Consider the following 26,520-nt stretch of genomic DNA (forward strand, 5'->3'; position numbering starts at 1 on the left):
CACGCCCCTCCACGCCGCGCGGGCGGGCGGACGGGGCATGTCAGCCGAAGACGGTGTGCGGGCGCTCCTGGAGCTCCCCGTCGACGTAGAGGTCCACCTTCTCGTTGTAGAACGCCACCAGACCGGTGATCTTCTGACTCTCCGGCAGCGGGGTCCGGTACGACCAGGCGATCTCGGGGTACCGGCGCCCGTCGAGGTCGGCCGAGAGGTGCTCCGCGTCCCCCTTGTACGGGCAGTGGGTGATCAGCGGGCTGGCCGTGAGGAGGTCCAGTCGCAGGTCCGTCCTGGGCAGGTAGAAGCGCACGGGCAGGCCGGTCTCGAAGAGCAGCCGGGGGCTGCGCGACTCGGCCAGGGTGACCCCGGCGACCTCCACCCGGACGTGGCGCGAGGAGGCCAGGACGTCGATGCGGGTGTACGGGCTGCGGGGGTGGGTGAAGACCTCCTCGTCCTCCTCGAACCAGGCGTCCATCGCGCGCCAGCTGAGCCGGATCAGCCCGCGCAGCTCCGCGACCGGTGAGCCCTCGAACGACCGGACGGCGTCCACCGCCGTCCGGTCGCCGCAGGTGAGGGTGAACAGCCTGGCCTCCCCGAGGCCGGGCCAGTGCTCGGTACGGCCGGTGGCGGTCAGGAGCTCGGTGCGGACGTCGGCGGCGGGCAGGTAGTACGCCGGGAATCCCGGGTGCTCCCAGACCAGGACGGGGCGCACCGTGTCCGCGACGGGCCGGCCACCGAGGAAGGCCCGTACCCGCTTGGCGCACGGCTCGATGCGGGGCTTGCTTCCGGTGGTGTCCATACCTCGTGCAACCACGGCGGGCTCCCGTCCATTTCAGCGGGCCTACGGGATGGCCACCGCCGCGCCGCTGACGCGTACCCGCGGGTCGCCCTCGCGCAGCTCGACCAGCAGCACGCCGGGGCGCCCGAGGTCGACGCCCTGGTGGAGGGTGAGTACGGCGGGCGGGGCGACGGCGCCGAGCTCGCGCAGGTAGGCGCCGAGGGCGGCGGCGGCCGCACCGGTCGCCGGGTCCTCGACCACGCCGCCGACCGGGAACGGGTCGCGGACGTGGAAGGTGTGGGCGTCCTCGCGCCAGACCAGCTGAAGGGTGATCAGGTTCCGTTCCGTCATGAACGCGGCGAGGCCGTCGAAGTCGTACGCCAGGTCGGCGAGGCGGGCCCGGGTGGCGGCGGCCAGCACCAGGTGGCGGGAGCCCGCGTAGGCGAAGCGCGGCGGCAGGGCCGGGTCGAGGTCCTCGGCGGCCCACCCGAGCAGGGCCAGCGCCTGCGCCACGTCGGCGGCCGTGGCCTCCTCGGTGTGCGGCGGCACGCTGGTGAGGGTGGCGCGCAGCGCGCCGTCCTCGTCCCGGCCGACCTCGATCGGCACCTCACCCACGGCGGTGCTGAAGACGTACTGCCCGGGGCCGTGCTGCTCGGCCACGGCCACGGCCGCCGCGACCGTGGCGTGTCCGCAGAACGGCACCTCCATCAGCGGGCTGTAGTACCGGACGGTGTAGACGCCCTCGGCGGGGGCGGTGTCGGCGGCGACGGGAGTGAGGAACGCCGTCTCGGAGTAGCCGACCTCGGCCGCCACGGCGAGCATCTGCCCGGCGGAGAGCCCGGTGGCGTCCAGGACGACGCCGGCGGGGTTGCCGCCGGCCGGGTCGGTGGCGAAGGCGGCGTAGCGCAGGACGGCGGCGGGCGGGAGGACTGTGGAAGGGCTCGTCATGCCGCGTCTAACGCCCTACCCAGGCGCGATGTTCCGCCGTCCGCCCGGCCGCCCGCTCAGCCGCCCGCGGGGCCCTCCCCACCGTGATGGCTCACGACGTTGACGACGACTCCGCCCGGGCCTCTGACGAAGAATCGGCGCACGCCCCAGCTCTCGTCGGTGAGCGGGTGGACGATCTCCAGGCCGCGGGCCACCGCGGCCGCGTGGACGGCGTCCACATCGTCCACCTCGACCGAGACGTCGGCGGGCACGGCCGCGGTGGCGTCCTGGCGCAGCACGCTGATCTGGGCCGTCGGGTTGGACGGCGAGACGAACGTGACGATCCAGCCCTGGTCCATCGCGACCTCGAAGCCCAGCACCTGCTCGTAGAACTCGCGGCAGCCGGCCGGGTCCTCGGCCGGGAGGTTGGGGACTGCTCTCCGAATGCTCATGCCCCGAGTATCACCGGGCCGGGATGGGCGATGCTGGGCACTCGGGCGTATCGGGAACGGCTCGGGCGTATCGGAGCAGGTGGAGAGGCGGGCGGTGTCCGGTGGCAGAGCTGGCAGACGCGGCGGCGGACGGCAGGGAGATCACGACCGCGGCGCAGGCGGCGGGTGACGGGCGGGTGCTGGCCTTCGGGCAGCTGCTGGGTGCGGCCGGGCGGCTGGAGCTGATCCTCGGGCGGGCGATCGAGGAGGAGTGCGGGATCAGCCACTCGATGTTCGAGGTGCTGCTGGTGCTCGGCCGGGCCGGGGAGCCGGGCCTGCCGATGCGCGAGATCGGCCGGGAGCGGGTGCTCACCACGGGTGGGGTGACCAGGCTGGTGGACCGGATGGAGGCGGCCGGCCTGGTCCGGCGGACCCAGCACCCGCAGGACCGCCGGGTGCAGCTGGTGACGCTGACCGAGCTGGGCGGGCAGACCTGTGTGCGGGCCGCGCGGGTGCATGCGGACAACGTGCAGCGGTACTTCCTCGATCCGCTGCCGGCCGGCGAGCGCGAGCGGTTCGTGGCGAACCTGCGGATGCTCAGCCTGAGCGCCGGGCGGTCGCTGCCGCGGCTGCGCTGAGCCGGCCCGACCGACCGACCGGCCGCCACCGGCTGCGCCGTCACCTCGCCACCCGCACGCCCGCCACCCGCGCACCCGCGCTCCGCCACACCGGCCCGGCGGGCTGCCCTGATCGGCCCAGTCTCGGGTGCGGGCGCGGGCCCGGCCGCAGAGGCTGGGCGGAAAGTGCACGACGGCGGGAATGCCTGACTGGTCAGTTACTGGTGAATCAGCCAACAGTCCGGCCGGTCCGGTCGCCCGCCCCGTGCGGGCGCCGCGTTCCCGGAGGTCCCGCCCGATGCAGCTCACCTACGTCTACGACGCCTACTGCGGCCGGTCGTACGGCTCCGCCCGGACCCTGGCCGCCCTCTCGGCCCGGCACCCGCGGCTGCCCGTGGAGGTGGTCTCCGGCGGGCCGTTCACCGGCGCGCGACGGGTGCCGGTCAGGGAGTTCGGCCAGGTCCAGGGCGCCGACGCGCGGATCACCGAGCTGACCGGTGTCCCGTTCGGCGAGGCGTACGAGCGGCTGATCGCCGACGGCTCGTGCGTGATGGACTCCGCGGCCGCCGCCCGCGCGGACTTCCGCCGTGCCCGCGAGCTCGGCGTCGACGGCTACCCCACGCTCCTCGCCGTCGACGGCGGCGGGCGCACCACCGTACTGGCCACCGGGCACGCGACGGCTCGACGGCTCGAAGCCGGGCTCGCCGCACTCCACTCCCCGAGGTAAGGACCCCGCCATGAGCTCCCTCGACTTCCAGGTCATCGACAGCCCCGACAGCTCGCTCAACAAGACCTCCGTCCTGGTGACCGGGCCGCGTCACGCCATGCTGGTGGACGCCGGGTTCACCCGCTCCGACGGCCGCCGGCTGGCGGAGGCGGTGCGGGCCACGGGCAAGCCGCTGACCACCGTCTTCATCAGCCACGGGGACCCGGACTTCTACTTCGGCGCCGAGGAGATCCAGCAGGCCTTCCCCGACGCGCGGTTCCTCGCCCCGCACCCGGTCGTGGAGCACATCCGGGAGACCTACCCGGCCAAGCTCCAGGCGTGGGCGCAGCTCGGCGAGGAACTGCCCACCCGGCTGGTGGAGCCGCAGGTGCTGCCCGGTGACGAGGTGGTCTTCGAGGGCCACCGCTTCGAGCTGCGCGGGGCCGACTTCCGCCTCCCGGACCGCCACTACCTCTGGCAGCACCACCACCGCACCGTCCTCGGCGGTGTGCTGCTCTTCGAGGGCCTGCACGTGTGGACGGCCGACACGCCGACCATCGAGCAGCGCACCGGATGGATCGACCTGCTGGACGGCATGGAGGCGCTGGAGCCGCAGTTCGTGGTGGCCGGCCACCGGACGGCCGGCGCGCCCACCGACACCACCGCGATCCGCCACACCCGGGACTACCTGCGCTCTTTCGAGACCCAGGTGGAGAAGGCCCCCGACGCGGCCACCGCCAGGGCCGCACTGGAACGCCTCTACCCGGACGCGGGCCTGAAGATCGCCGTCGACCTCGGCACCAAGGTGGCCAAGGGCGAACTGGTCTGGGGTTGAGCACTGCCGGACCCACCCGGGCAACCCGCGCCGGACGGACACCCCGCCGGTCCGGCCGGCGACGGGCACCTGACCCTCGTTCACCCGTTCGGGGGAGTCCGCCCCGCCGCGCGCCCTCGGGCCTCGACTCCCCCGCCGCACCGGGGCAGGCTGGCGGGTGCCGCCGACGGACGACGAGGAGAACTGAGCCATGAGCACGACGGACAGGCCGTACATCATCGTCGGGGCGAGCCTGGCCGGGGCCAAGGCCGCCGAGGCGCTGCGCGAGGCCGGCTACGAGGGGCCGCTGGTGCTGCTCGGCGACGAGCACGAGCGGCCGTACGAGCGGCCGCCGCTGTCCAAGAGCTACCTGCTCGGCACCTCCGCCCGGGAGAAGATCTACGTCCACCCGCCGCAGTGGTACGCCGACCACGACGTCACGCTGCGGCTGGGCACCGCCGTCACCGCGATCGACCCGGCCGCGCACACCGTGACCCTGGCCGACGACGGCCGGCTGGACTACGCCAGGCTGCTGCTGGCCACCGGCGCCTCCCCGCGCCGGCTGCCCGTGCCCGGGTCGGACCGCGCGGGCGTGTTCTACCTTCGCCGGGTCGAGGACAGCGAGCGGATCAGGAACGTCCTTCGGCCCGGCGCCAGGGTCGTGGTGATCGGCGCCGGCTGGATCGGCCTGGAGACGGCGGCCGCCGCGCGCACGGCCGGCGCTTCGGTGACCGTCCTGGAGGCCGCCGAGCTGCCGCTGCTGCGGGTGCTCGGCCGGGAGACGGCTCAGGTCTTCGCCGACCTGCACCGCGCGCACGGCGTCGACCTGCGGTTCGGGGTCACGATCGAGTCGCTGACCGGCGGCACCGACGGCGTCACGGGCGTACGGCTGGGCGACGGCGGAGGCATCGTCGCGGCGGACGCCGTCATCGTCGGCATCGGCATCACCCCCAACACCAAGCTCGCCGAGGCCGCCGGCCTGATGATCGACAACGGCGTACGGACGGACGAGCGCCTGCGCACCTCCGACTCCGACATCTACGCCGCCGGGGACGTCGCCAACGCCTTCCACCCGCTGCTGGGCCGCCACATCAGGGTCGAGCACTGGGCGAACGCGCTTCACCAGCCCAAGGCGGCCGCCCGGGCGATGCTCGGCGAGGACGCCGTGTACGACCGGCTGCCGTACTTCTTCACCGACCAGTACGACCTGGGCATGGAGTACACCGGGTACGTGGAGCCGGGCGGGTACGACCGGGTGGTCTTCCGGGGTGATGTCGCCGCCCGTGAGTTCCTCGCCTTCTGGCTGGACGCCGACGGCCGGGTGCTCGCCGGGATGAACGTCAACGTCTGGGACGTCACCGACGCGATCCGGGCCCTGGTCCGCTCCCGCCGGCCCGTCGACCCGGTGAAGCTGGCCGACCCGGCCGTCCCGTTGGCCCAGCTGCACCAGGCTTAGTGGTCGACTCCGGAAGTCCTTCGGGGGTTGATCATGCGACGAGGCGGAACGAGGATTCTTCCTGATGATCGGCGGTCTGCCGGTTGAGCCTGGCCAGCAGATCGTCCAGGTCGGAGGTGGTGAACTTCCACTGGAACAGCTGTGACGTGGCGTTGTATCGGTCTTCGAAGGCTCGGAGCCGGTCCCCGACCTGGACGAGGTCGGTGAAGTCGTTGGGTGAGACGACCTTGCGCTGGACGACGGAGAAGTAGATCTCCACCTGGTTCAACCAGGAGGCGTGGATAGGGGTGTGGACCATGACGGCGTTCGGGAAGGCGGTGGTCAGCCGATCGGCGGCGGCCTTCTTGCCTCGGTGTGAGGAGCCGTTGTCGACGATCCGGAACACCCGCTTGGCGCTGGCGTAGGGTTCGGTGCTCATGACCTGGGTGACCAGGTTCATGAACGGGTCGATGCCGGTGCGCGGTTCGGTGCGGCCGAACACCTTCGCGGCGTGGACGTCGTAGGCGGCCAGGTAGGCCAGTGCTCCGCCACGTCCGTAGGTGTGGTTCACGCGCATCGCTCTCGCCCGGCCCGGGGCGAGGGTGGGGTGGCGGCGGCAGCGGGCCTGTATGGAGGTCTTCTCGTCGGCGCTGACGACATACTCATCCTCCCCGAGCGGGACGCCGCCCCAGGCGCGGGCGTACAGGTCCAGAACACGCGCGGCCTTGGGTTGGAAACCCGGGTCGGTGATGAAGATCCAGGAATGGTGCTGCCAGGGCTTGAGCGCGTCCTCGGCCAGCCATCGGCGCACGGTGGAGGCCGACACGGACGTGGCGATGCCCTGGACCATGGCTTCGCGGGCCAGCTCCGGGCACGACCAGCGCGACAGCGGCGCCCCGGTCTCGGCGGGCAGTCGGCAGGCCAGCGCCTTGACCCAGGCGGCCCGCAGTGCGGTGAAGGAAGCCGGGCGGCCGGTGCGTTTTCGATCGGCCAGGCCCGCAAGACCCAGTTCGGCGAACCGCCCCCGCCACTTGCGCACCGTGTCCAGATGCAGCCCCGTCTCGCGGGCGATGCGCGCGTTGGAGCGCCCGCGCGACGCGTGCAGCACGACCTGCGCCCGGACCCGCAGCCGGTACTCGGTCTTGGCCGTAGGCCGACTTCTTCAGCCGCTCGCGCTCGGCGGCAGTTGGGGCTATCGGACCGGGGCAACGGGCATGGGCAAGGGCCGGTCGGAAGAAGTGGATCACGACAGGCCACAGCCTGCCGCGTCCTCCTTCCGGCCCGTCCGACAGGATGTGGGCACGCCCGCACCGCTTGGCCGCAGGCGAGTACCTGCACTCGATTCCTGCATGCCGCGAGGGCCCACAGGTTGTGTCCGTCTGGGATACCGATTGTCCTCTGACAGGTGATCTTGACCGTTTGACAGGTGACGTTGACCGCTCGGCTCGGGGCGCGGGTCGCCTGCGGACGCCGCGACCCGTCCGTCGGACTCGCTTGGTCAGCGGCCGCCGGGGCGGCCGAGGGCGTCGCGGAGGAACTCGGTGATCTCCGCCCGTGCCGCCTCGGCCTGCGGCACTACGGCCGGCATGCTGACGAAAGCGTGTGTGGCCTCGGGGAACTCGGTCAGCCGCGCGGGCGTCCCGGCCGCGCGCAGGCGCTCGGCGTAGCGGCGGCCGTGGTCGGCCAGCGGGTCATGGCTCGGCACCACCACCAGCGCCGGGGCGAGCCCGGTGAGACTGCCGGCGTGCAGCGGAGACAGCGCACGGGGATCGGTTCCCGAGGGGACGGCGAGCCGGTGCAACAGCCGCAGTTGGGGAACGGTCAGGGTCGGGCTGTGGGCGTGCTCGGTGACCGAGGGGTGGTCGAACATCGTCCCGGTCACGTCCGCGACGGGGTTGACCAGCACCTGCGCCCGCAGTTGCAGGTCGGCCTGCCTGGCGCGGATGGCGGCCAGGGCGGTTATCAGTGCGCCGCAGCTCTCGCCGAACACAGCTATGCGCGCCGGGTCGATGCCCCAGTCGGCGGCGTGCCGCACCAGGTGGTCGAGTGCGTCCCAGCCGTCGTCGGCGGCGGCCGACAGCGGAGTGTCCGGGGCGAGGAGGCGGTGCTCGACCGAGACGACGAGGGCCGGCAACTGGGCGGCGAGATGGCTGTTGATCCAGTCGCTCTGAACCGCCGTGCCCACGAACCCGCCGCCGTGGACGTGGAGTACGAGGGGCAGGGCCGCCGCCCGGTCGGCGGAGCCGGCGCCGCATTCGCGCACCGGCCGGTGGACCCGGACCGGCAGGCGGCGGCCGGGCAGCGCCAGCGACTGCCAGTCGATCGCGGCACCGGGGTCCGGCATCCCGGTGATCGCCCGCATCGCAGGCGACGCCCGCCGGCGGTTCTCCGCCTCGCGGTAGGCGGCCAGTTCCTCGGCGGTCATCGCCGCCCAGTCCGGCTCGCCCCCCAACGCCTGCTGTCGCAACCCGCTGCTACTCGCCGACGGCTGCCGCGCACCGCTGTCCCCGCTCATGCCTTCTCCTCCCCGAATGGTTCCGCTACCTTAGGTATCGATACCTAAGGTAGCGGAACTAGCTATGGTGAGGGAATGACTCGAACACCTCCTCCCGCCCGACCGCCCGGACGCCCGCGCGCCGGCCTCGACGCCGAGGTCTTCACCGCCACCCTGAACACGGTCCACGAACTCGGCTACGCGCGCGCCACGGTCGAGCGCATCGCCGCCGCGGCCGGCATCGCGAAGACGACGATCTACCGCCGCTGGCCGTCGAAGGGCGCACTCATCGTGGACTGCCTCCTCGACGCGTTCGGCCCGGTGCCGCTGAAGGAGGGCGCCGACCGGGCCGAGCTCATGGCCTCGACCATCCGCTGGATCGCAGCGACGATCGGCGAGCGCGGGGTGGGCGACGCGTTCGCCGGCGTGTTCAGCGACGCCGTCAGCGACCCGGTCCTGCGCGAGATCCTCTCCGCACGGTTGCAGGACCCCTACCGCCTCGCGCTCCAGGACGCGCTCGACGAACCCGAGCACAGGGTCCTGTTCTTCATCGACGTCGTCGTCGGCACCCTGCTCCACCGGATGGGCATGACCGGCGAACCGATGGTCGACGCCGACGTCGACGCCCTGGTCGCGATGGTGCTGCCGCACTTCACCGACGGCACCGGTCCGACCTGACGGCAGATCGCCGACCCCGGTAGCGCAGACCGATACGGCGGGCGGCGCCGACGGCGCCGAGCAGGGCTCGGAGGTCACACGACGACGAGACGGACCTCCGCTCACGTACCGCCCGCTGATCACCGACATTCACGATCCACGAGCCATGGGAGGCGCCGTGCCGCGCTCCGAACCACTGCCCCGCACCGTCCGCCTGCTGTTACTCGCCCGGGTCGTCAACCGACTCGGGGCCTTCTCACTGCCCTTTCTCACCGCGCTGATCAGCACCGACCACGGCGCGAGCCTGACCACCGCCGGGCTGGTCAGCGCCGCCTTCGGGCTCGCGACGATCCCCTCGCGACTGGCCGGAGGACACCTGGCCGACCGAATCGGCCGGCGCACGACCATCGTCCTCGGGCTATGCGGATGCGCCGTCGCACAGCTGGCGATCGCGGCCTCCACGTCGCTCACCTGCGCAGTCGCGGGAGCGGTGCTGCTCGGGCTGGCCTTCGAGCTCTACGAGCCCCCGAGCCAGGCGATCATCGGCGACTCCGTGCCGGAGCAGCAACGGGTGCGCGCATTCAGTCTGTTCAGCGCCGCGCTCGCGGCGGGCGCCATGGGCGCCGGACTGCTCGCCGCCCTCCTCGGACGCTGGGACCTGCGCTGGCTCTTCGTCACCGACGCCGCCACCTGCCTGGCCTGCGCGCTGCTGATCCACCTGGCCCTGCCCCGCGACCGCGCCGAACCACCCGCAGCGGACCAGGACGACACCGCCGTACGACCGCTGCGCGACCGAGCCCTGCTGAGCGTCCTGGCCACCGGAACCGCCTACGCCCTGATCAACCAACAGACCGTGATCATCCTGCCGCTCGCACTCGCGCGGCAGGGCCTGCCCGCCGCCGACGCCGGGCTGTTGTTCACCGCCGCCGCGGCCACCACCGTGCTCGCCCAGCCGCTGATCCGCCTGCCCTGCGCGACCCGGCTCACCACGCCCGTCGCCCTCGCCCTCGCCCATCTCCTCCTGGCCGCGGGACTGACCGGCCTCGCCCTCACCCGCACCCTGCCGGCACTGCTCGCCTCAGCCGCCGTGAAGAGCCTCGGCGATCTCCTGGTCATGGGCCGCGTCTACGCGCTCGTCACCGACCTCGCGCCACCCGGCGCAAGCGGCCGCTACCTGGCCGTCTTCGGTACCAGCTGGGGGATCGCCGCGACGCTCGCACCCGTCCTCGGCACCCAGCTGCTCGCCCACGCGGGGACCACCGCACTGTGGTCGGCAATGGCCGCGTTCTGCCTACTGCTCGCCGCACTGCATCTTCGGGTGACACCGGAGTCGGCCCGGTCACCGAAACGTCGCGCATCAACGGAGCGCAGGTCGACCAAGCCGGCGGCTGCACCCAGCCCGCGACGCTGACCAACCTCGACGAAGTCCAGCTCGAACATCGACAACGTTGCATCGCCGTACGCCAGCGCGGCAACAGACACCATCTCCCCCGCCGCCGGTCAAGACGCCGGCTGCGCGACGTCGCGCAGCCATCCGGAGTCAACCCCAGAAGGACTTCCGGAACCGACCACTTACACTTAGCGGTCGACGCTCGAAGTCCTTCGGGGGTTGATCATGCGGCGGGACGGGAGGAGGATTCTCCTGCCAGCCGAGTGTGTGTCGGTCGAGCCGGGATCATCAACAACGGCTCCTCCCACCGAGGGACGATCAGCTGGGCGTTCTCCCTCCGCAGAGCAGCCAGTTTTTGAGCCGGTGGCGCTCGGAGGCGGTTAACTGATCGTTTCAGAATGACGTGGTGGCCGGCTGGAAGGGACGGCGGGGTGCGGGACTCATGGGGCAGCGGTGCGGTTAGCCCTCATTCTCGTTGGCGGGCTCGGAACGCTCGCCTCGGCGATGCGGTTGATCGTCGCGGTCCAGCTATCGTGGCAAATGCAATCTGGATGCCTTGGACGGGGGAAAGTGGACCACTACTGGACCGGCGAGGCGCCTTGGGTGCACATCCTGGAGGAGGGCGCCCGGCGCTCTTCGTTCCTCTTGCCGCCGTCAGGGACCAGCTACGTGGCTTGGCTGGATGGTGCCGAGATGGGCGACGAGCAGGGACTCTTCGAACAGATGAGTGCCCGTCTGCGGTTTCCGGTCTACTTCGGTTGGAACTGGAACGCCCTCTCGGACTGCCTTCGCGACATGGGGTGGGCGCCCGCTGACCATTACCTGATCGTCATCGAGCGGTCGGCCCTCATGCTGCAGGAGTGCGCCGAGGATCGCGAGACAGTTCTCAAGATCCTTGAGAGGGCAGGTCGGCATTGGGGCCACAGCCTGGACCATCCGGGCAAGTCCTTCAATTCGCTGCTGCTGTAGGCGCGGACACCGAGGGCGGCACCTGGCGTCTACTGCCGGCTTGGGGCAGCCGTTCGAAGACGCCGCAGGCAGATGATCGAGCACGCGAGTTCAAGTAGCCCCTGGTGGAGGTCGGCGCGTCGCTCGTACCGGATGCGGAGCCGTTTGAACTGGTGCAGCCAGGCGAAGGCGCGCTCGACGACCCAACGCACCTTGCCGAGCCCAGAGCCGTGGGCGACGCCTCGGCGGGCGATCAACGGCGTGATGCCGCGCTTGCGCAGCAGGCGGCGGTACTTGTCGAAGTCGTAGCCCCGGTCGGCGTACAGGCGCCGCGGCTTGCGGCGGGGGCGTCCGCGCAGTCCCCGGATCGGCGGAACCGCGTCCAGCAGCGGCAGGAGCTGGGTGACGTCGTGGCGGTTGCCGCCGGTGAGCGTGACGGCGAGCGGCGTTCCGTGGCGGTCGACTATCAGGTGGTGCTTGGAGCCGGGGCGGGCGCGGTCGACCGGCGAGGGGCCGACGTGGGCCCCCCTTTGAGAGCTCGGATGTGCGAGCCGTCCACGGCGCAGTCGTCCAGACCCAGCAGGTCGGCGCGGCGCAGCTCGGCCAGCAGGGCGGCGTGCAGGCGGGGCCAGACGCCGGCCTCGGTCCAGTCCCGCAGTCGGCGCCAGGCCGTCACCCCGGAGCAGCCCACTGTCTCGGCCGGGACATCGCGCCAGGCAACACCGGTCCGCAGCAAGTACAGGACGCCGGCGAGAGCGGCCCGGTCGGGAACGCGCAGCCGTCCGGGGTGACGGTGGCGCCGCTCAGGAGCGGGCGGCAACAACGGAGCCACACGCTCCCACAGGTCGTCCGGAACAAGATCAGCACGCACCCGGACACCATGCCGAACAAGATCAACCAGGACACGACCAGCGGCTCAACTCATTCTGAAACGATCAGTAAGGTGAGCGACACGGCTCGGGCCACAGGCATGGACGGGGAACGGCCAATCTCGGGGGGAATGGTTCGGGACGGTCAACCACCCTGCGCCGACGCGCCGTCCGCTCCGCGTTCAAAGGTTGCTCGTACTGCCGACCAGGGCTCTGTGCCAGCAGGGGCCGTGGCGCTGGTCGGTGCTATCCGCGAGTGGCCGACGGGTCCGGCTGCCGGGTGTGAGCGGATTCGGGGTCAGGGCAGGGTAAGGATGCGGGGGCCGTCCTCGGTGATGGCGATGGTGTGTTCGATGTGGGCGGCGCGGCTGCCGTCGATCGTGCGCAGGGTCCAGCCGTCGGGGGCGGTGTAGTAGTCGTTGCGTCCTCCGGCCATGAGCATGGGTTCGAGGGCGAGGGTGAGGCCGTGGCGCAGGGGCAAGCCGCGGCCGGGTCGTCCGTGGTTGGGGACGTGGGGGTCTTCGTGCATCTGGCGGCCGATGCCGTGGCCGCCGAAGTCGGCGGGCATGCCGCAGTCGGCCTTGCGGGCGACCGTGCTGATGGCATGGGAGATGTCGCCGATGCGGTGGCCGGTGGTGGCGGCGGCGATGCCGGCGTCCAGGGCCTGCTGGGTGGCGGCGATGAGTTCGAGGTCGGCGGGGCGGGGGGTGCCGACGGTGAAGCTGATCGCGGCGTCGCCGGTCCAGCCGTCGAGTTCGGCTCCGCAGTCGATGCTGACCAGGTCGCCGTCGCGCAGGCGGTAGTCGTCGGGGATGCCGTGCGCGACGGCGTCGTTGACGGACGCGCAGATCACGGCGGGGAAGGGGATCGGGGCGAAGGAGGGCTGGTAGCCCAGGAACGGAGAACGTGCTCCGGCCTCGGTGAGAACGGCGCGGGCGGCTTCGTCGAGCTCGCGCAGGCGAACTCCCACAGCTGCCGCCGCCCGGGCGGCTGCGAGTGCGTGGGCCACGACGCGTCCGGCTTCTCGCATCGTCTCCAGTGCCGTGTCGGTCTTGATCTCCACCATGTGTTGTGACTCCCTGCGATGCGACGCCATCCAATACTTATACCGGTATTAGTATCACGGGTATGGTGAGAGTTCCTTTGAGTCCGCAAGAGCGGCAACGCGGAGAGCGCTTCGGGATGCTGCTCCGCCAGGCCCGCGGTGACCGCAGCATGGTCGACGTGGCAGCAGCAGCCGGGGTGTCCGCTGAAACACTTCGCAAGATCGAGACCGGTCGGGCCCCGACCCCGGCCTTCTTCACCGTGGCAGCCCTGGCCCACGCGCTGAACCTGTCCCTGGACGACCTCGCCGCCGCCTGCGCGGAAGACGCCGAAGGCGACGAGCAGGCGATGTCGGCGTGACCGTCAGGCACGCGCCATCCGGCTGAGAAACGGATGTTCCTGACGCGGCACGATTCGGACTCTTACGTCAACCCCCGAAGGAGTTCGAGAGCCGACCACTTAGGCCGATGCCGGTCAGGGCCCAGGGAGCGGTTCGGTCAGCCGCTCGCGCAGCGGCCCCGAGCCGCCGAGGCCGCGCCGGGCCGCCGAGGCCGCACCGGGCACCGGCGGGCCGGGCTGCTGCCCGAGGCACCCTCGGCCCACGCACCGCACCGCGGCTCAGATCCGGGCCGGGACCTCTCCCGGGGCGGCGGTCTCCGGCGGCATGTGGCGGCGGTTCTGCTCCGCCCACCGGACGGCCGGCCCCATCGCGCAACCGGCCGCCAGGAACAGGCCGCCCAGCAGCAGCCAGCCGGGTACACCCCAGGTCAGCAGCAGCGCCGTCAGCAGCAGCGGTCCGACGGTGCGCGCCACCGCCACCCCCGTGCCGAAGAAGCCCTGGTACTGACCGGTCTGGTGGGAGGGGGCCAGGTCGAAGCTGATCTGCCAGGAGCCGGCGGACTGCTTCATCTCGCCGACGACCTGGAGCGTGGCGGCCCCGACGAGGAGCGCTGCCGTGCCCCACCGCGGAAGGTCGGCGGCAGACAGGGCGAAGACCACGCACGAGAGGAGCAGGATCACACCGGCCTCGCGCACGGCCCGCGAGGCGGAGCGCAGTCCGGTGACGACGCGGGCCGCGCGGACCTGGAACGCCATCACCATGGCGGTGTTGAGGACGAACAGCACCGACCCCAGCCAGCCGAGCCCCGGCGAACGGGCCGCGATCCACAGCGGGATCACCAGGCTGAGCAGCGGCATGCGCAGCAGCAGCACCGTGTTGAGCAGTGTCACGACGGCGTACCGCCGGTCGGACAGCACCGCGAGCCTGGGCCCGGCGCCGGGGCGGCCACGGGCGGGGGCGACCGCCGGCAGCCGGAGCAGGATCAGCCCGCAGGCCACGAAGCCGAGCGCGTCGACGGCGAAGACGACCAGGAATCCCGTACGGCTCCCGCTGCTCAGCGCGACACCGCCCAGTGCCGCGCCGAGAGCCAGGCCCGCGTTGAGCGTCGACTGGAGCTGGGCGAGCGCCCCGGTGCGCTCCGACGACGCGATGAGGCCGCCGAGCAGCGCCTGGCGGGCCGCCGTGAGCCCCGACTGGGCGGTGGCGTACAGGCAGACGGCGGCCAGGAACGACGCGAAGGAGCGGACGGCGAGGAAGGAGGCGACCACCGCCGCGGTGGCGAGCGCGAGCAGCACCGCCGTGCCGCGCGGCCCGCGCCGGTCGGCGAGGTGACCGAGCGGGACCCCGGCCAGCGAGCCCAGGCCCCAGGCCACGGCGAGGCCGAGGGCGAGCCGGGTGGCGGACATGCCGATGACGTGGGTGAAGTAGAGCGCCGAGCAGGTGTAGTACGCGCCGTCACCGATGGCGCTGGTCAACTGGGCGGCGGCGAGCGTCCGCCGGGCTCCGGCGGGCGGGACGGGACGGATCGGCACGGCACTCCCGGCTGCGGCGGCCCGGGGGCCTTCGTTCGCATCGACTCCTCCACCCTAGGGACGGAGTGTGCCACTCGAAAGGACCAGTGACGTCCCGTCGGAGTGGGCCACTTGCCGGCGCGGACGGGCACGGACGGGGTGCGGGCGGGTACGGACGGGCTGCGGGCGCCGGGCGGCGGCAGGTGCGGGGCGAGGTCACCGAGGGCCGGTGACCAGCGTGTTGACGTCCGTCGGGTGGCTCCGACCGCGGCGACGGTCGCGTGGCCGGGGGGCGTCATGGCCGCGGATGGCGGCGGTGATGTCGGCGGCCCAGTCCGCGGGGTGCCGGTGCCCGAGCAGCTCGGCGAGGTGGTCCAGCCGGATCCGGCGGTCCTCGGGGGCCAGGGTCAGGGCCCGGTGCAGGGTGTCGACCAGGTCCTCGGGTGAGTGGGGATCGGTGAGCAGGGCCGCGGCGCCCAGCTGTGCGGCGGCGCCGGCGTGCCGGGAGAGCACCAGCGCGCCACAGCGGCCGGCGGCGTGCTGGGCGGCGATGAACTCCTTCGCGGCCAGGTTCATGCCGTCCTGGAGGGATGTCACCCAGAAGACGTCGGCGGCGAGGTAGTGGTCGACGACCTCGGCGAGCAGCAGGCTGTGCGGCAGGTACTCGACGGGCTGCCAGCCGCCGTCCCCCCAGGCCCGGTTGACCTCGGCGATCCGGCGCTCCAGCAGCCGGCGGGTCGTGTCGTAGGAGGTGATGCCGGCCTCCGGTGGCGGGCACACCAGGCGGAACCGCAGCCGCCCGCGCAGTTCGGGGCGGCGGGTGAGCAGAGCGGCGACGGCGTCGACCTTCTCCACCGGGGCCTTGGCGTAGTCGAGGCGTTCGACGGAGAGCACCAGCGGCCCCGCTGCCCGCCCGGCCCGGGAGCGGCGGGCGCGGGCCAGCGCCGCGACGGCGTCGCGGTCGATGCCCAGCGGGTGCACGCCCACCCGGGGCAGGCGCGCGCGGGGCGCGCCGGAGGTCTCGGCCAGGACCCGGCGGAAGTGCTCGGCGAAGGCGTCCGTGTGGAAGCCGGCCCAGTCCAGGCAGCCCAGGGAGGCGAGCACCTCCGGCGCGGTGGGCAGGGCGGCGAAGACCTCGGGCGGCGGGAAGGGGGTGTGGTGGAACAGGCCGACCCGCAGGTCGGGGCGGGCGGGGCGGAGCAGTCCGGGCACCAGCCACAGGTTGTAGTCGTGCAGCCAGACGGTGGCGCCGGGCGCCGCGTGGGCGCTGATGTGCCGGGCGAAGCGGGCGTTCACCTCGCGGTAGTGGGCCCAGGCGGCGGGGTCGAAGCTCATCCGCTCGGGCTGGGACATCAGTACCGGCCAGAGGGTCTCCTTGCAGGCCCGGTGGAAGTAGCCGGCCCACTCGGCGGGGCTCAACGCGACGAAGGACAGCGGCAGTCCGGTGTCGTGCTCCTGCGGCGGAGCCGGCCGCGCGGCGGGTTCGAGGACGGCGGAGGTGGCCCAGAGGGCCTGCGGGTTCGCGGCGAAGAGGCTGCGCAGGGTGGGCAGGATGCCGTTGGGGCTCGCGGGCGGCCGCCATCCGTCGGGGGTCCAGTGCACCGGTGGCCGGTGGTAGCCGACCACGAGCGGGTGGGTGCGTTCCGTCCAGCCCAGTTCCTGAAGGGCCGACAGGATGCCGGCCGCTCCGGGCCGGTCGGGGCGGTGGACGGTGTCGGCCTCGGGTACGGCATCGAGCAGGGCCGGCTCCGCGCCCGCGACGATCACGCCGTGCGCGCCGAGCCCGAACAGCGACAGGTCGTTGAGCGAGTCGCCGGCGACCAGGACGGAGGACATCGGCCACCCCTGCTCAGCGGCCAGGGCCGCCGTCGCGGCGCCCTTGTCGGCACCGGCCGGCAGCACGTCGAAGTAGCGGTCCGCGGAGTACAGCCAGCCGCATCCCAGCGCCCGGACGGCATCGGTGAGCTGCCGGGTCAGCTGCTCGGGCCGCAGGTGGAACGAGCAGCGGCCGTCCTGGGCCACCCCGCGCTGGTACGCCGGGCCCGGGATGTGACGCAACGCGGCGCGCACCCGCTCCGCGCCGGGCCAGCCGGCCCTCAGCCTGCTCTGCAGGGGCTCGACCGGGGTCAGGGTGGCGCCGTCGATGACGCTGGCACCCACGTCCGCGATGATCCAGCGCGGCCTGGGCACCAGTGGATCCCGCAGCAGCTCACGCACCGAGGACAGAGCGCGACCGGTGGCGAAGACCACCGTCACCTCGGGGTGGCGGGCCAGCGCGTCCCGTAGCCGGCGGCGGTCGGTGCGGTCGCCGCCGAGCAGCGTGCCGTCCAGATCGGTGACGAGGACCTTCGAGGGCCTCCTCGGGGGCTGCGGGCCGGCCGCCCGCCCCTTCGCTCCCGACTCCCACTCCGATACCGAATCCGGCTCCGACACCGCTATCGACTCCGCCACGACGCCGCCCTCGGTCCATCGTCAACACAGCGCCGGACCCGGGCCGTTGGGCCGAGGTGCGGCTCGGATCAGGATCACCGGAACGCTAACACGAACCGATCACGGCGTGAATTGGACATGCCACTTTGAGCGATGCGGGGGCGCCTGCGGCACCCCGCGACCCGGCCGGCCGCTCAGCGGTGGGGCACCCGGTCGAGCCAGCGCCGCAGCCCGGCGAGGTCGGGCGCCTGCCCGGAGCCCGGGCCGGTGGCGGCCGCCGCACCGCAGGCGACCGCGGCCGCCAGGCAGTCGGGAAGCTGCCTGCCCGCCAGGTGGGCGTGCAGGAAGCCCGCGTTGAAGCAGTCGCCCGCGCCCGTGGTGTCCACGACGTCGACCGGGACAGCCGCGATGTCGTACCGCTTCCCGCCCCGGACGGCGCTGGCCCCGTCGCCGCCGCGCTTGACGAGGACCGTGCCCGCGAGCCCGGCCAGCAGGTCCAGCGCCTCGTCGACCGTGCCGGCGCCGGTGAGCCGCAGCGCCTCGTCGGCGTTGGGCGCGAAGACGTCCACCTCGGCGAGAACCTCCCGCACCGTGGGGGTGTCGAGCGTGGCCGGCACGTCCTGGCAGTCCATGAACACCTGCGTCCCGAGCTGACGGGCGACCCGTAAGGCGTCCCTGACATCGGCGCCGTGGTGGAGTTGAGGCAGCATCAGCAGCGCCGGGCGGTGCTCGCGCAGCAGGGTGGCGAGCGACGGCGGTGCGGCCGACGGCGCGACGACCGGGTCCTGATAGCTGACCATGGCCCGGTCCGCGGGCAGTGACAACGCCACCGTGACGCTGCGCAGCGGCACGGGGTGGTGCCGGAACCCGCTCTCGTCCAGACCCTCCGCCCGGGCGGCGGCCAGGACCTGCGCGCTGAACAGGTCGGTGCCGAAGTCGGTGGCCCAGAGCACGTCATGCCCCAGCCGGTGCATGGCCATCGCCGGCGTGAACGCCCCGCCGGGCAGCAGGTCCAGGGCCCCGGCGAAGACCTCGGTGCCCGGCCGGACGGGCCGGGAGAGGTCCCGGAAGACCAGGTCCGCGAAGTACGCCCCGACGACGAGGACCTCGCGCCCGCGCGACGACCCGCCCTCGGCCCGCGCCCACCGGAGCGGCCGGCCGGCCTGCCCGCCCTCGCCACTGTCCCACGTCATCTGCCCGCCCCTTCGACCTCGGTGATGGTGGACCACCGACCCACACTCCCCGGATCGGTGGCCCCCGAAGCATCGGCCGGCACCCGCCCGGCTGACTCGCCATGGCCATGTTGACCCGCCGGTGACACTCGAACATCTGCCGCTGCGGGACGTACCCGCGCATCCGCGAGGCGATCAGGAAGGCGGCCGGCCACTGATTCGCTGAGGCCCGCCGCGACGTCAGTGGCGACCGGGGTCGCGGCCGAACCAGGCGGCGAGCCGGTCGTACAGCGGGGCGTCCGAGGGCACCGGCACCTCCGGCCCGAACACATGGCCCTCGGCCTCGGTGCCCCGGTGCTCCGGGCGCAGCGCACGCCTCGCCCACTCCAGGGAGGACCGGCCGACCTCCTCGTCCAGCTCGGTGGACTGCCCGGTGGCGCGGGCCAGGTCCCAGGCGTGGACCGCGAACTCGGCCACCTGCTGGTCCACCGGGAAGCGGGCGGGCAGCTCCCCCATCCCCGGCACCTCCAGCACGCCCGTCAGATCGCCGGCCCGCCGCCAGGCGGTGAGCAGCGCGGCGGCGCCGTGCTCGAACGCCTGCCGCGCACTGCCCTCGATCCGCTCGACCGGGTCGGACCACTCGGGCTGCCCGCCGCCCGCCCGGATGGTGAACTGCCGCAGGTCATGGACGAGATGGCCGAGCAGCTCGGACACGCTCCAGGACGGGCACGGCGTGGGGAGCGCGCCCTGGTCGCCCCTGACACCCGCGATGAGCGCGCCGGTCTGGGCGAGGGAACGGGCGAGCAGGTCGACCGGGTCGGCGGACGCGGGTGCGGACTCGGGCTCGGGCACGGACATCGGCACCTCTCGGGGACGGACCGGGACGGACCAGGAAGGACGGGGACGGGCGGGGCGCGGGCCCGGCCGACGCTACCCAACACCCGGGGCTCGGCAAAGCCTCCCGGCCCCGTCGCGCCCGGCCGAACCCGGACGGGTCAGTCACCCGTACCGCCGTCCGCGTCTCCCGCCGGACACCCCGATGCCCCGCTCGGCGCGGACGTGGCCCCGCCACAGCGCGCCCCGACGAACACGTCCCGGACCACCCCGACGCCGCCGTCAGCCCGTCGCGTCCAACCCGGCGTCGCGTGCGAGCAGGGCGGCCTGCACCCGGTTGTCGCAGCCCAGCTTGGCCAGGATGCGGCTGACGTACGTCTTCACCGTCGCCTCGCTCATGTGGATGCGCGTGCCCGCGTCCGCGTTGGACAGGCCCTCCCCCAACAGCGCGAGCACCTCGCGTTCGCGCGCCGTCAGCACCTCCAGCCGCCGGCGCGCCGCCTCGCCGCGCGCCGTGGCGGAGCCCGCCGGGCCGGAGGCCAGGCTGTCGACGATGTGCCGGGTCGCGGCGGGCGACAGGAAGGCGTTGCCGCCGGCGGCCGCGCGGACGGCCTGGATCAGCTCGCCCGGCGCGGTGTCCTTGAGCAGGAAGCCGGCGCCGCCCGCGGTGACGGCGCGCAGCACGTTCTCGCGCTCGCCGAAGGTGGTGAGGATCAGCGCCCGTGCTCCGGGTGCGGCCCGGGGCAGCTCGGTGAGCGCGGTGAGGCCGTCCATCACGGGCATCTGGATGTCCAGCAGCACCACGTCCACCCGGTGCGAGCGGGCCAGCTCCAGCGCCTCGCGCCCGTCGGCGGCCTCGGCGACCACGTCGATGTCGTCGGCGGAGGAGAGGATCATCCTGATCCCGGCCCTGATGAGTGGCTCGTCGTCGGCGACGAGGACGCGGATCACCGGTGTTTCTCCTGGTGGTAGCGGGCTGACGGCTCGCTATACCTTCGCACGGTAGTGCTGCTTGTCCACCAGGCGGCCGTCCTTGAAGCAGAACCGCAGGACGTAGTCGTCGACGGCGTCCTCCTTGAAGCCGCTGGAGATGAAGTACTCACAGCCGGCGCCCGTCGGCGGGGTCGGGCCGGTGCCCTCGTAGTCCTGGGTGAGGAAGCGGGCGCCCTCGGGCAGCTTGGCCCGCGCCTCGGCCTCGGGGGTGCCGAGCTCCAGCGCGTCGTACGTGCTCCGGCCGACGGTCGCCTTGCCGAACGAGTCGACCATCGCGACCACGCCCCAGGCGGTCAGGCCGAGGATCGCCAGCACGACCAGCACCGCGCCTATCGCGCAGCCCACGGCGGGGCTGCGCCGGCGCTTGCCGGTGAGGGCGTCCCGCAGCGGGTCGGCGCCGGTCAGCCCGAGGCCGGCCTCGCCGTACAGCTCGCCGAACCCCTCGTCGTCGTCCGCGCCGCTCTCCCCACCGGCGGCCGCGCCGTCGTACGGCAGGACGGCCGCCAGCCGGTAGCCGCCGTCGGGAGTCGGCCCGGCGTGCACCATGCCGCCGACCAGCCTGGCCCGCTCGCGCAGCCCGGTCAGGCCCTGGCCGCCGCTCACCCCGGGTTCGGCGCCGGCCGCACCGGGAGCGGGCCCGTTGGCGACCTCGACGACCAGCGCGTCGGGTTCGTAGCGCAGCGCCACGGAGATCGGCGCGGCCGGGGCGTGCTTGTGGGCGTTGGTCAGCGCCTCCTGGACGATCCGGAACGCGGCGTGGCCGGTGGCGGCCGGCAGGGTGCGGCCCTCGCCGCTACGGCTCAGGGCCACGGCGGCGCCCGCCGCCCTGGAGGTGTCGGCGAGCCGGTCGATGCCGTCGACGCCGCCGGTGACGGCGGGCGCGGACTCGTCGTGCAGGACGCCGACCACCTCGCGCAGTTCGCGCATCGCGGCGACGGCCGCCTGCCGCAGCACCCCGACGGCCTCCCGCTGGGGGTCGGTGAGCGTGCGGTCCACCTCCAGCGCGCCGGAGTGGACGGCGACCAGCGCGAGCTGGTGGCCGAGGCTGTCGTGCATGTCCTGGGCGATCCGGTGCCGTTCCCGGAGCCTGGCCTGGTGCGCGACCATGGTGCGTTCGCGCAGCAGCTGCTCGTTGCGCTCCCGCAGAGCGGTGAGCAGGGTGCGGCGCTGGGCGCGGTAGCGGCCGGCCAGCGCGGGCAGGACGGCCAGCAGCAGGAAGGCCGCCAGGGTGACCCCGAGGAGTCCCTTGGCCGGCATCACGTTGCCGTCGCTCAGGAAGGAGGTCAGCGTGGAGAGCAGGAAGGCAGCGGCGAAGGCACCGATCAGCGGCCGGGCGCGGGTCATCCGGTACCCGGCGGACCACGCGGCGCAGATCATCGCGGGCATCAGGCCGAGCAGGGCGCCGCCGGCCGTCGCGACGAGCACGAAGGACGTGCCCGGCAGCGCCCGCCGCAGCAGGTAGAGCAGCGCCACCCCGCTGGGCACCAGCACCAGCCGCAGGCCACCGGCGTGGTCGAGCAGCTCCCCCGGTACGCACAGCCCGCCGAGCAGCAGGGCCATCAGGCCCTCCCGGATCGCGAGGCCGGCCCCCCAGGGCCCGGGGAACAGCCGTCGCAGGGAGAGGGTACGGGCTGCCGCGGGCCACCCGGGCCAGGCCTTCGCTATCGCTTCCACGCCGGGAGGTTAGCCGGAGCGCCGCTCGCCGCGCCGTCTCCCTTCGTCGCGGGAGGCGGCGACGAAAGTCTCGTCCGCCGGGCCGGGCCGGTACGCGGTCAGCAGCAGCGCGACGTCGTCGGCGCGGTGGGTGGAGCCCCGGGCGTCGCGCAGCAGGCGGTCGGCGAGCTGGTCGAGGCCGGTGGCCCCGGCATGGGCGAGTACCCCGCGCAGCCGGTCGATGCCCTCGTCGATCCCGGTGCCGGGCTCCTCGACCAGGCCGTCGGTGTAGAGCGCGAGGACGGAGCCGGGGTCGAGCCGCAGCTCGGTGACGGGGTACTCGGCGCGGTGCTCGATGCCCAGCAGCGGGCCGCCCGCCACCTCGAGCAGTTCGGTCGGTCCGTCCGGCCGGCGCAGCAGCGGCGGCAGGTGGCCGGCCCTGGCGGCGTGGGCGCGGCCGGTGGCGGGGTCGAGACGGAGCAGGAAGCAGCTGGCGAGCAGGCCGGGGTCGAGGTCGACGAGCAGGTGGTTGGTGCGGGCGAGCACCTCGTCGGGCGGTTGGCCGCCGGTGGCGAACGCCCGGACGGCGCTGCGCAGCTGGCCCATGGTGGCGGCGGCGCCGACGCTGTGGCCCTCGACGTCGCCGATGACCAGGCTGACCAGGCCGCCGGTGACGATCGCGTCGTACCAGTCGCCGCCGATCTCCATGCCCTGGGTGCCGGGCAGGTAACGGGCGACGATCCGCACCCCCTCGATCTCGGGCAGCCGGTGCGGCAGCAGGGCCTGCTGGAGGCCGCGGGCGAGAGCGAACTCGGCGTCGTACAGGCGGGCGCGCTCCAGGGCCTGGGCGATGAAGCCGCCGAGGCCGGTGAGCAGGCCGCGCTCCTCGTTGGTGAAGGGCCTCGGTTCGTCGAAGCCGATGATGCAGCTGCCGACCGGGTGGCCGGAGGCGATCAGGGGCAGGAAGGCCCAGGCGCCCATCTCGTCGAGCGGGATGCCGGGGTAGGCGGCGGCCAGCTGGTGGACGGACTCGAAGAAGATCGGGGTGCCCGAGCTGAGCGCCTCCACGCCGGGCAGCCGGGCGCGCATCGGGGTGCCTTCGAAGCGGTCCAGGAAGCCTTCGGGGTAGCCGGTCTGGGAGACCAGGTGCAGGCGCTTGTCGCGGACGACGTAGATGGCGAGCTCCTGGCCGCCGAAGGCCGGCAGGATCTGCTCGCCGACGGCCCGGCAGACATCCTGGACGGTGACGGCCTCGCTGAGCGCACTGGCCAGCTGGAGCAGGTGGTACATCACGCCGAGGCTGGCCCGGGCGGCGGGCGGGCCGGCCACCGGCCGGGGCTCCAGGCCCGGCGGTGGTTCGGCGGCGACCACCCGGCCGGTGACGCCGTGCGCGTCGGGGTAGAGCGAGAAGGCGAGCCAGCCGTCGGGCGGGCGGTGCGCGAGGAAGGCGGTGGGCTGCTGGGAGAGCATCGCGGCGCGGTAGCGGTCCTCGTACGTCGGGTCGGACAGCCAGGGCAGCACGTCCCAGGGGTGGTGGCCGAGCATCTCCTCGCGGCGGGCGTGCAGCAGCAGCTCGACGCTGCGGTTGGCGTAGGTGATCAAGCCGTCGGGGTCGAGCGAGAAGACGCCGTCGCGCAGGCGCTCGACGGCGGCCGCGGCCGCGGTGCCGGTGCGGGTGTCCAGGACGGCGCCGGTGAGGTGGGCGCGCCCGGCGGGGCCCGCGGTCACCGGGACGCGCCCCCAGAGTTCGACGGGGTACAGGTGGCCCTCGTGGTCGAGCACCCGGACCCGGGCGGCGAGCACCCGGCCGTCGTCGAGCGCGGCCCGGGCGGCGGCCCTGAGCTCGGGCAGGTCGGCGGGGGTGATCCGGGCGAACAGGGTGGCGGCGCGGCCGTCGAAGTCCGCCGCGGGCACGCCGAAGATCGCGCACAGCGTCTCGTCGGCCAGGAACGCGCCGGTGGCGAGGTTCCAGTCGAAGAGGCCGACCCGGGCGGCCGGCGGGGCCGCGGAGGGCAGTTCGACGACGGCGGCCTCGCGCGCGGACTCCACCGGCTGGCCGGCCGCCTCCAGTTCGGCCAGTGCCGCGCCGAGCCGGCTGCCGACCGTCCGCAGGTGCCGGCGTACGCCGTCGGGCATGTCCCGCACGACGGGCCACAGCACACTGAGCACCCCGAAGGTCTGCTCCCCCGACCGGACCGGAACGCAGGCGGAACCGATGTCGTACGGCAGGCCGACCGCCAGCTGGGGGAAGCGCCGCATGGTGTCCTCTGCGTCGGCGAGCATGATCGTGCGGCCGGTGCGGTAGCAGACGGCGACGGGCATCGGCCCGGCGACGGCGATCCGGCGGAAGGCGCCGAGCAGCGACAACGGCACGCCGCCGAGGGTGCTCAGCACCAGCGAGCGGCGGTCGTGCGAGCGCAGGTAGACCATCGCGCCGTAGGCGTCGGTGCTGGTCAGGGCCTTGCGGACGGCGTTGGCCAGGAGTGCGTCGCGGGCCCGGTACTCGTCGGCGGCATCGCCGGGCCAGGGGCGGTGCACATTGGTGCTCGCCGCCTCGGTACCGCCGGTCACGCGCGGACCGGTCTCGTCCGCCGGCACACCCTGGCGCATCTCTTCTTGCTACGCCGGGGGTAGGTACCTGTCAAGGCGAGGCGGCCGCGCGGGCACCGGGGCGGGCCCTGGTACGAGGGCGCGGGGCGGTTGCGCCGAGTTGCGGCGCCACCGCGCTGCGTCAGCATGGCCGTACCGACCCCTCATCCGACGCGAGAACGGCGGCCCCGATGCAGCAGTTCACCCCGTGGTGGTCCCGTGTGCTGTCCTACCTGATCGACTGGATCCTGGTGGGCATCCCCACGTCCATCGCCGACCTGATCGACCCGGGGAACGCCGCCCTGCAGATCGCCCTCGGCCTGGTCTCGTTCGCCCTCTGGGTCTACAACCGCTGCTACCTGGCCGGGAAGGGGCAGAGCTGGGGCAAGATGGCGCTCGGCACCCACCTGCACAGCGAGGCCACCGGCCGGCCGATCGGCACCTTCAAAGCCTTCCTGCGGGACCTGTGCCACATCCTGGACGCGCTGCCCTGCTATCTGGGCTTCCTGTGGCCGATCTGGGACGACCGCCGGCAGACCTTCGCCGACAAGATCATGAGCACCGTGGTCACCCCGGTCGAGACCCCGCTGCCCGAGCCGGTCCAGCCGCAGTGGCCGACCACGGCCTGATCCGCGACCGGCCTGATCCGCGATGAGCGCCCGCCGACCGACGGCCGTGGTCAATCTGAAGGGCCATCTGGGTGACCCGGACTACGCCGATGTCGTGTACGTGGGCCGGCCGATGCACCGCGGCGGCTGGCAGCTGGCCGGCTCCCCGCTGGCCTGCCCGTTCCGTCCGGGGCGGGACGGCACCCGCGAGGAGGTGGTCGCGCAGTACCGCGCCTGGCTGCTGGAGCGCCCCGAGCTGCTCTCCCTGCTGCCCGGGCTGCGCGGGCGGCGCCTGGGCTGCTGGTGCGTGCCGCTGCCCTGTCACGCCCAGGTCCTCGCCGAACTGGCCGACGAGGACCGCTGACGCGGGTGGGGCGGGAGCCGGGGGCCGGTCCCGGCTCAGCCGCAGCCGACGGGGGTCGCGTGCGCCGGATCGAGGGCGTTGGTGACGTGGTGCAGCGCCGTCGGGTCGAAGGCGATCAGGGCGTGCTCGGTGAGGTCCAGCAGGCAGCTGTCCTGGACCGTGATGTTCCGGACCTCCGGCCCGGACAGGAACTGTGTCCGGTACGGGGTGACCACCTCGTCGTAGCGGGTGGCGATCACCGTGTAGTGGACGCCGGGCACGGTGTCGGGCAGGGAGGCGAGCTTCTGGTTGAACGCCGAGCCCGCGACCTGGTCCCGGCAGGCCGGGCAGGCGGTGTAGAGCAGCTCGGTGACCCGCGGCAGGTACGGCGCCAGGTTGGCCAGGCCGGCCAGCGTGGTGCCGTGGTTGGAGGGCGCCAGCCCGATCACCTTGTCGACCTTGGCCGCGCCGCCCAGGAACTTCAGGTAGTAGTTCGGGATCATCCCGCCCTGGGAGTGGCCGACGATGTCGACCTTGGCCGCGCCGGTCGCGCCGCGCACCAGATCGACGAAGCGGCCCAGCTGCGCCGCCGACTCCGCGGCCGGGCCGAGCCCGCCGATCGGGAGCAGCAGGCCGCTGCCGGCGGAGGTGATGCCGGGCACCATGCCGTAGTCCAGTGCGAAGACGCAGTACCCGTGGCCCTTCAGCAGCGGCGACAGGGCCAGCCAGTTCTCGTACCGGTTGGCGAAGGTGCCGTGCACCAGGACGACCGGGTCGGGGTGGGCGGCCGTCGGGCGGCAGGACCAGTCGTTGGCACCGGGCGGGGAGGCGACCGAGTCGTTGTCGGGCGGCGCCGGGGCGGCGGTGGCCGCGGGCGCGCCGGTCAGCAGGGCGACCGCGAGCAGGGCCGCGCCGAGGACGGCGCGCGGGGAGCGGGCGGGCC

At 73.5% G+C, this 26,520-nt stretch carries 25 protein-coding genes; 10 read left to right on the forward strand and 15 right to left on the reverse strand.

Annotated elements, in window-relative coordinates; translation table 11 throughout:
* Positions 1 to 40: 40 nt before the first annotated feature.
* From ACIBH3_RS07675 to ACIBH3_RS07685, 3 genes are read right to left on the reverse strand one after another with little or no spacing between them, the layout of a single operon-like run.
* Positions 41 to 793 carry a DUF427 domain-containing protein gene (locus tag ACIBH3_RS07675; RefSeq protein ID WP_396310999.1) on the reverse strand — a complete coding sequence of 251 codons (753 nt, stop codon included), beginning with the start codon at positions 791 to 793 and terminating at the stop codon, positions 41 to 43.
* Positions 794 to 835: 42 nt separating this feature from the next.
* Entirely contained in the window at positions 836 to 1,720 is an 885-nt protein-coding gene (locus ACIBH3_RS07680; protein WP_396311000.1) for a PhzF family phenazine biosynthesis protein, read from the reverse strand.
* Positions 1,721 to 1,776: 56 nt separating this feature from the next.
* The gene (locus ACIBH3_RS07685) at positions 1,777 to 2,151 is read right to left on the reverse strand and encodes a VOC family protein (RefSeq protein WP_396311001.1); all 375 of its coding nucleotides are present in this window, start codon (positions 2,149 to 2,151) and stop codon (positions 1,777 to 1,779) included.
* Between the two features lie 101 nt (positions 2,152 to 2,252).
* Here ACIBH3_RS07685 and ACIBH3_RS07690 point away from each other — a divergent pair, with 101 nt between their 5' ends.
* From ACIBH3_RS07690 to ACIBH3_RS07705, 4 genes are all read left to right on the forward strand, one after another.
* Positions 2,253 to 2,768: a MarR family winged helix-turn-helix transcriptional regulator gene (locus ACIBH3_RS07690; RefSeq protein WP_396311002.1), complete on the forward strand. Its 516-nt coding sequence runs from the start codon at positions 2,253 to 2,255 to the stop codon at positions 2,766 to 2,768.
* A gap of 277 nt (positions 2,769 to 3,045) precedes the next feature.
* The gene (locus ACIBH3_RS07695; RefSeq protein ID WP_396311003.1) at positions 3,046 to 3,474 is read left to right on the forward strand and encodes a hypothetical protein; all 429 of its coding nucleotides are present in this window, start codon (positions 3,046 to 3,048) and stop codon (positions 3,472 to 3,474) included.
* 10 nt (positions 3,475 to 3,484) lie between these two features.
* Positions 3,485 to 4,288, forward strand: a complete 804-nt coding sequence (locus ACIBH3_RS07700) for an MBL fold metallo-hydrolase (protein WP_396311004.1) — start codon at positions 3,485 to 3,487, stop codon at positions 4,286 to 4,288.
* A 190-nt stretch (positions 4,289 to 4,478) separates the two neighbouring features.
* Positions 4,479 to 5,723 (forward strand): NAD(P)/FAD-dependent oxidoreductase, encoded by a 1,245-nt coding sequence (locus ACIBH3_RS07705; RefSeq protein ID WP_396311005.1) that lies wholly within the window; start codon positions 4,479 to 4,481, stop codon positions 5,721 to 5,723.
* 31 nt (positions 5,724 to 5,754) lie between these two features.
* Here the strand turns inward: ACIBH3_RS07705 and ACIBH3_RS07710 are convergent, their stop codons facing one another.
* Positions 5,755 to 6,810 carry an IS630 family transposase gene (locus ACIBH3_RS07710; protein WP_396311006.1) on the reverse strand — a complete coding sequence of 352 codons (1,056 nt, stop codon included), beginning with the start codon at positions 6,808 to 6,810 and terminating at the stop codon, positions 5,755 to 5,757.
* A gap of 390 nt (positions 6,811 to 7,200) precedes the next feature.
* Positions 7,201 to 8,127: an alpha/beta hydrolase gene (locus tag ACIBH3_RS07715; RefSeq protein WP_396311302.1), complete on the reverse strand. Its 927-nt coding sequence runs from the start codon at positions 8,125 to 8,127 to the stop codon at positions 7,201 to 7,203.
* Between the two features lie 165 nt (positions 8,128 to 8,292).
* Between ACIBH3_RS07715 and ACIBH3_RS07720 the strand changes: the two genes are divergently transcribed.
* The 3 genes from ACIBH3_RS07720 (at position 8,293) to ACIBH3_RS07730 (ending at position 11,212) form a co-directional block, all read left to right on the forward strand.
* A complete protein-coding gene (locus ACIBH3_RS07720) occupies positions 8,293 to 8,874 on the forward strand; it encodes a TetR/AcrR family transcriptional regulator (protein ID WP_396311007.1) in 582 nt (193 codons plus the stop codon).
* Positions 8,875 to 9,031: 157 nt separating this feature from the next.
* Entirely contained in the window at positions 9,032 to 10,264 is a 1,233-nt protein-coding gene (locus tag ACIBH3_RS07725) for an MFS transporter (RefSeq protein WP_396311008.1), read from the forward strand.
* 549 nt (positions 10,265 to 10,813) lie between these two features.
* The gene (locus ACIBH3_RS07730) at positions 10,814 to 11,212 is read left to right on the forward strand and encodes a barstar family protein (protein ID WP_396311009.1); all 399 of its coding nucleotides are present in this window, start codon (positions 10,814 to 10,816) and stop codon (positions 11,210 to 11,212) included.
* Positions 11,213 to 11,241: 29 nt separating this feature from the next.
* On the opposite strand, the gene ACIBH3_RS07735 is transcribed toward ACIBH3_RS07730, so the two are convergent.
* Together ACIBH3_RS07735 and map are read right to left on the reverse strand one after the other, a co-directional pair.
* Positions 11,242 to 12,062 (reverse strand): IS5 family transposase gene (locus ACIBH3_RS07735; RefSeq protein ID WP_396311010.1). Its coding sequence is split into 2 segments (ribosomal slippage): positions 11,242 to 11,723 and positions 11,723 to 12,062, totalling 822 coding nucleotides; the frame shifts between segments, so codons are not numbered across the junction.
* Between the two features lie 296 nt (positions 12,063 to 12,358).
* On the reverse strand, positions 12,359 to 13,126 hold the full coding sequence (map, locus tag ACIBH3_RS07740) for a type I methionyl aminopeptidase (RefSeq protein ID WP_396311011.1): 768 nt from the start codon (positions 13,124 to 13,126) through the stop codon (positions 12,359 to 12,361).
* 62 nt (positions 13,127 to 13,188) lie between these two features.
* Here map and ACIBH3_RS07745 point away from each other — a divergent pair, with 62 nt between their 5' ends.
* The gene (locus tag ACIBH3_RS07745; protein WP_396311012.1) at positions 13,189 to 13,464 is read left to right on the forward strand and encodes a helix-turn-helix domain-containing protein; all 276 of its coding nucleotides are present in this window, start codon (positions 13,189 to 13,191) and stop codon (positions 13,462 to 13,464) included.
* A 258-nt stretch (positions 13,465 to 13,722) separates the two neighbouring features.
* Here the strand turns inward: ACIBH3_RS07745 and ACIBH3_RS07750 are convergent, their stop codons facing one another.
* From ACIBH3_RS07750 to ACIBH3_RS07780, 7 genes are all read right to left on the reverse strand, one after another.
* Positions 13,723 to 14,976 carry an MFS transporter gene (locus ACIBH3_RS07750; RefSeq protein WP_396311013.1) on the reverse strand — a complete coding sequence of 418 codons (1,254 nt, stop codon included), beginning with the start codon at positions 14,974 to 14,976 and terminating at the stop codon, positions 13,723 to 13,725.
* 195 nt (positions 14,977 to 15,171) lie between these two features.
* Complete coding sequence (locus tag ACIBH3_RS07755; RefSeq protein ID WP_396311014.1) at positions 15,172 to 17,388, reverse strand: HAD-IIB family hydrolase; 2,217 nt, start codon at positions 17,386 to 17,388, stop codon at positions 15,172 to 15,174.
* A gap of 191 nt (positions 17,389 to 17,579) precedes the next feature.
* Positions 17,580 to 18,578, reverse strand: coding sequence for a carbohydrate kinase family protein (locus tag ACIBH3_RS07760; protein WP_396311015.1), 999 nt, complete (start codon positions 18,576 to 18,578; stop codon positions 17,580 to 17,582).
* 219 nt (positions 18,579 to 18,797) lie between these two features.
* Positions 18,798 to 19,415, reverse strand: a complete 618-nt coding sequence (locus ACIBH3_RS07765; protein WP_396311016.1) for a TIGR03086 family metal-binding protein — start codon at positions 19,413 to 19,415, stop codon at positions 18,798 to 18,800.
* Between the two features lie 258 nt (positions 19,416 to 19,673).
* Positions 19,674 to 20,342, reverse strand: coding sequence for a response regulator (locus tag ACIBH3_RS07770; protein ID WP_396311017.1), 669 nt, complete (start codon positions 20,340 to 20,342; stop codon positions 19,674 to 19,676).
* Between the two features lie 36 nt (positions 20,343 to 20,378).
* Positions 20,379 to 22,058: a sensor histidine kinase gene (locus ACIBH3_RS07775; protein WP_396311018.1), complete on the reverse strand. Its 1,680-nt coding sequence runs from the start codon at positions 22,056 to 22,058 to the stop codon at positions 20,379 to 20,381.
* 9 nt (positions 22,059 to 22,067) lie between these two features.
* Complete coding sequence (locus ACIBH3_RS07780) at positions 22,068 to 24,647, reverse strand: SpoIIE family protein phosphatase (protein ID WP_396311019.1); 2,580 nt, start codon at positions 24,645 to 24,647, stop codon at positions 22,068 to 22,070.
* Positions 24,648 to 24,817: 170 nt separating this feature from the next.
* Between ACIBH3_RS07780 and ACIBH3_RS07785 the strand changes: the two genes are divergently transcribed.
* Positions 24,818 to 25,255, forward strand: coding sequence for an RDD family protein (locus ACIBH3_RS07785; protein WP_396311020.1), 438 nt, complete (start codon positions 24,818 to 24,820; stop codon positions 25,253 to 25,255).
* 22 nt (positions 25,256 to 25,277) lie between these two features.
* Positions 25,278 to 25,598 (forward strand): DUF4326 domain-containing protein, encoded by a 321-nt coding sequence (locus ACIBH3_RS07790; RefSeq protein ID WP_396311021.1) that lies wholly within the window; start codon positions 25,278 to 25,280, stop codon positions 25,596 to 25,598.
* Between the two features lie 35 nt (positions 25,599 to 25,633).
* On the opposite strand, the gene ACIBH3_RS07795 is transcribed toward ACIBH3_RS07790, so the two are convergent.
* Entirely contained in the window at positions 25,634 to 26,482 is an 849-nt protein-coding gene (locus ACIBH3_RS07795; protein WP_396311303.1) for an esterase/lipase family protein, read from the reverse strand.
* Positions 26,483 to 26,520 lie beyond the last annotated feature (38 nt).

This window comes from Kitasatospora sp. NPDC050543 (assembly GCF_044457565.1).
Classification (GTDB): Bacteria; Actinomycetota; Actinomycetes; order Streptomycetales; family Streptomycetaceae; genus Kitasatospora.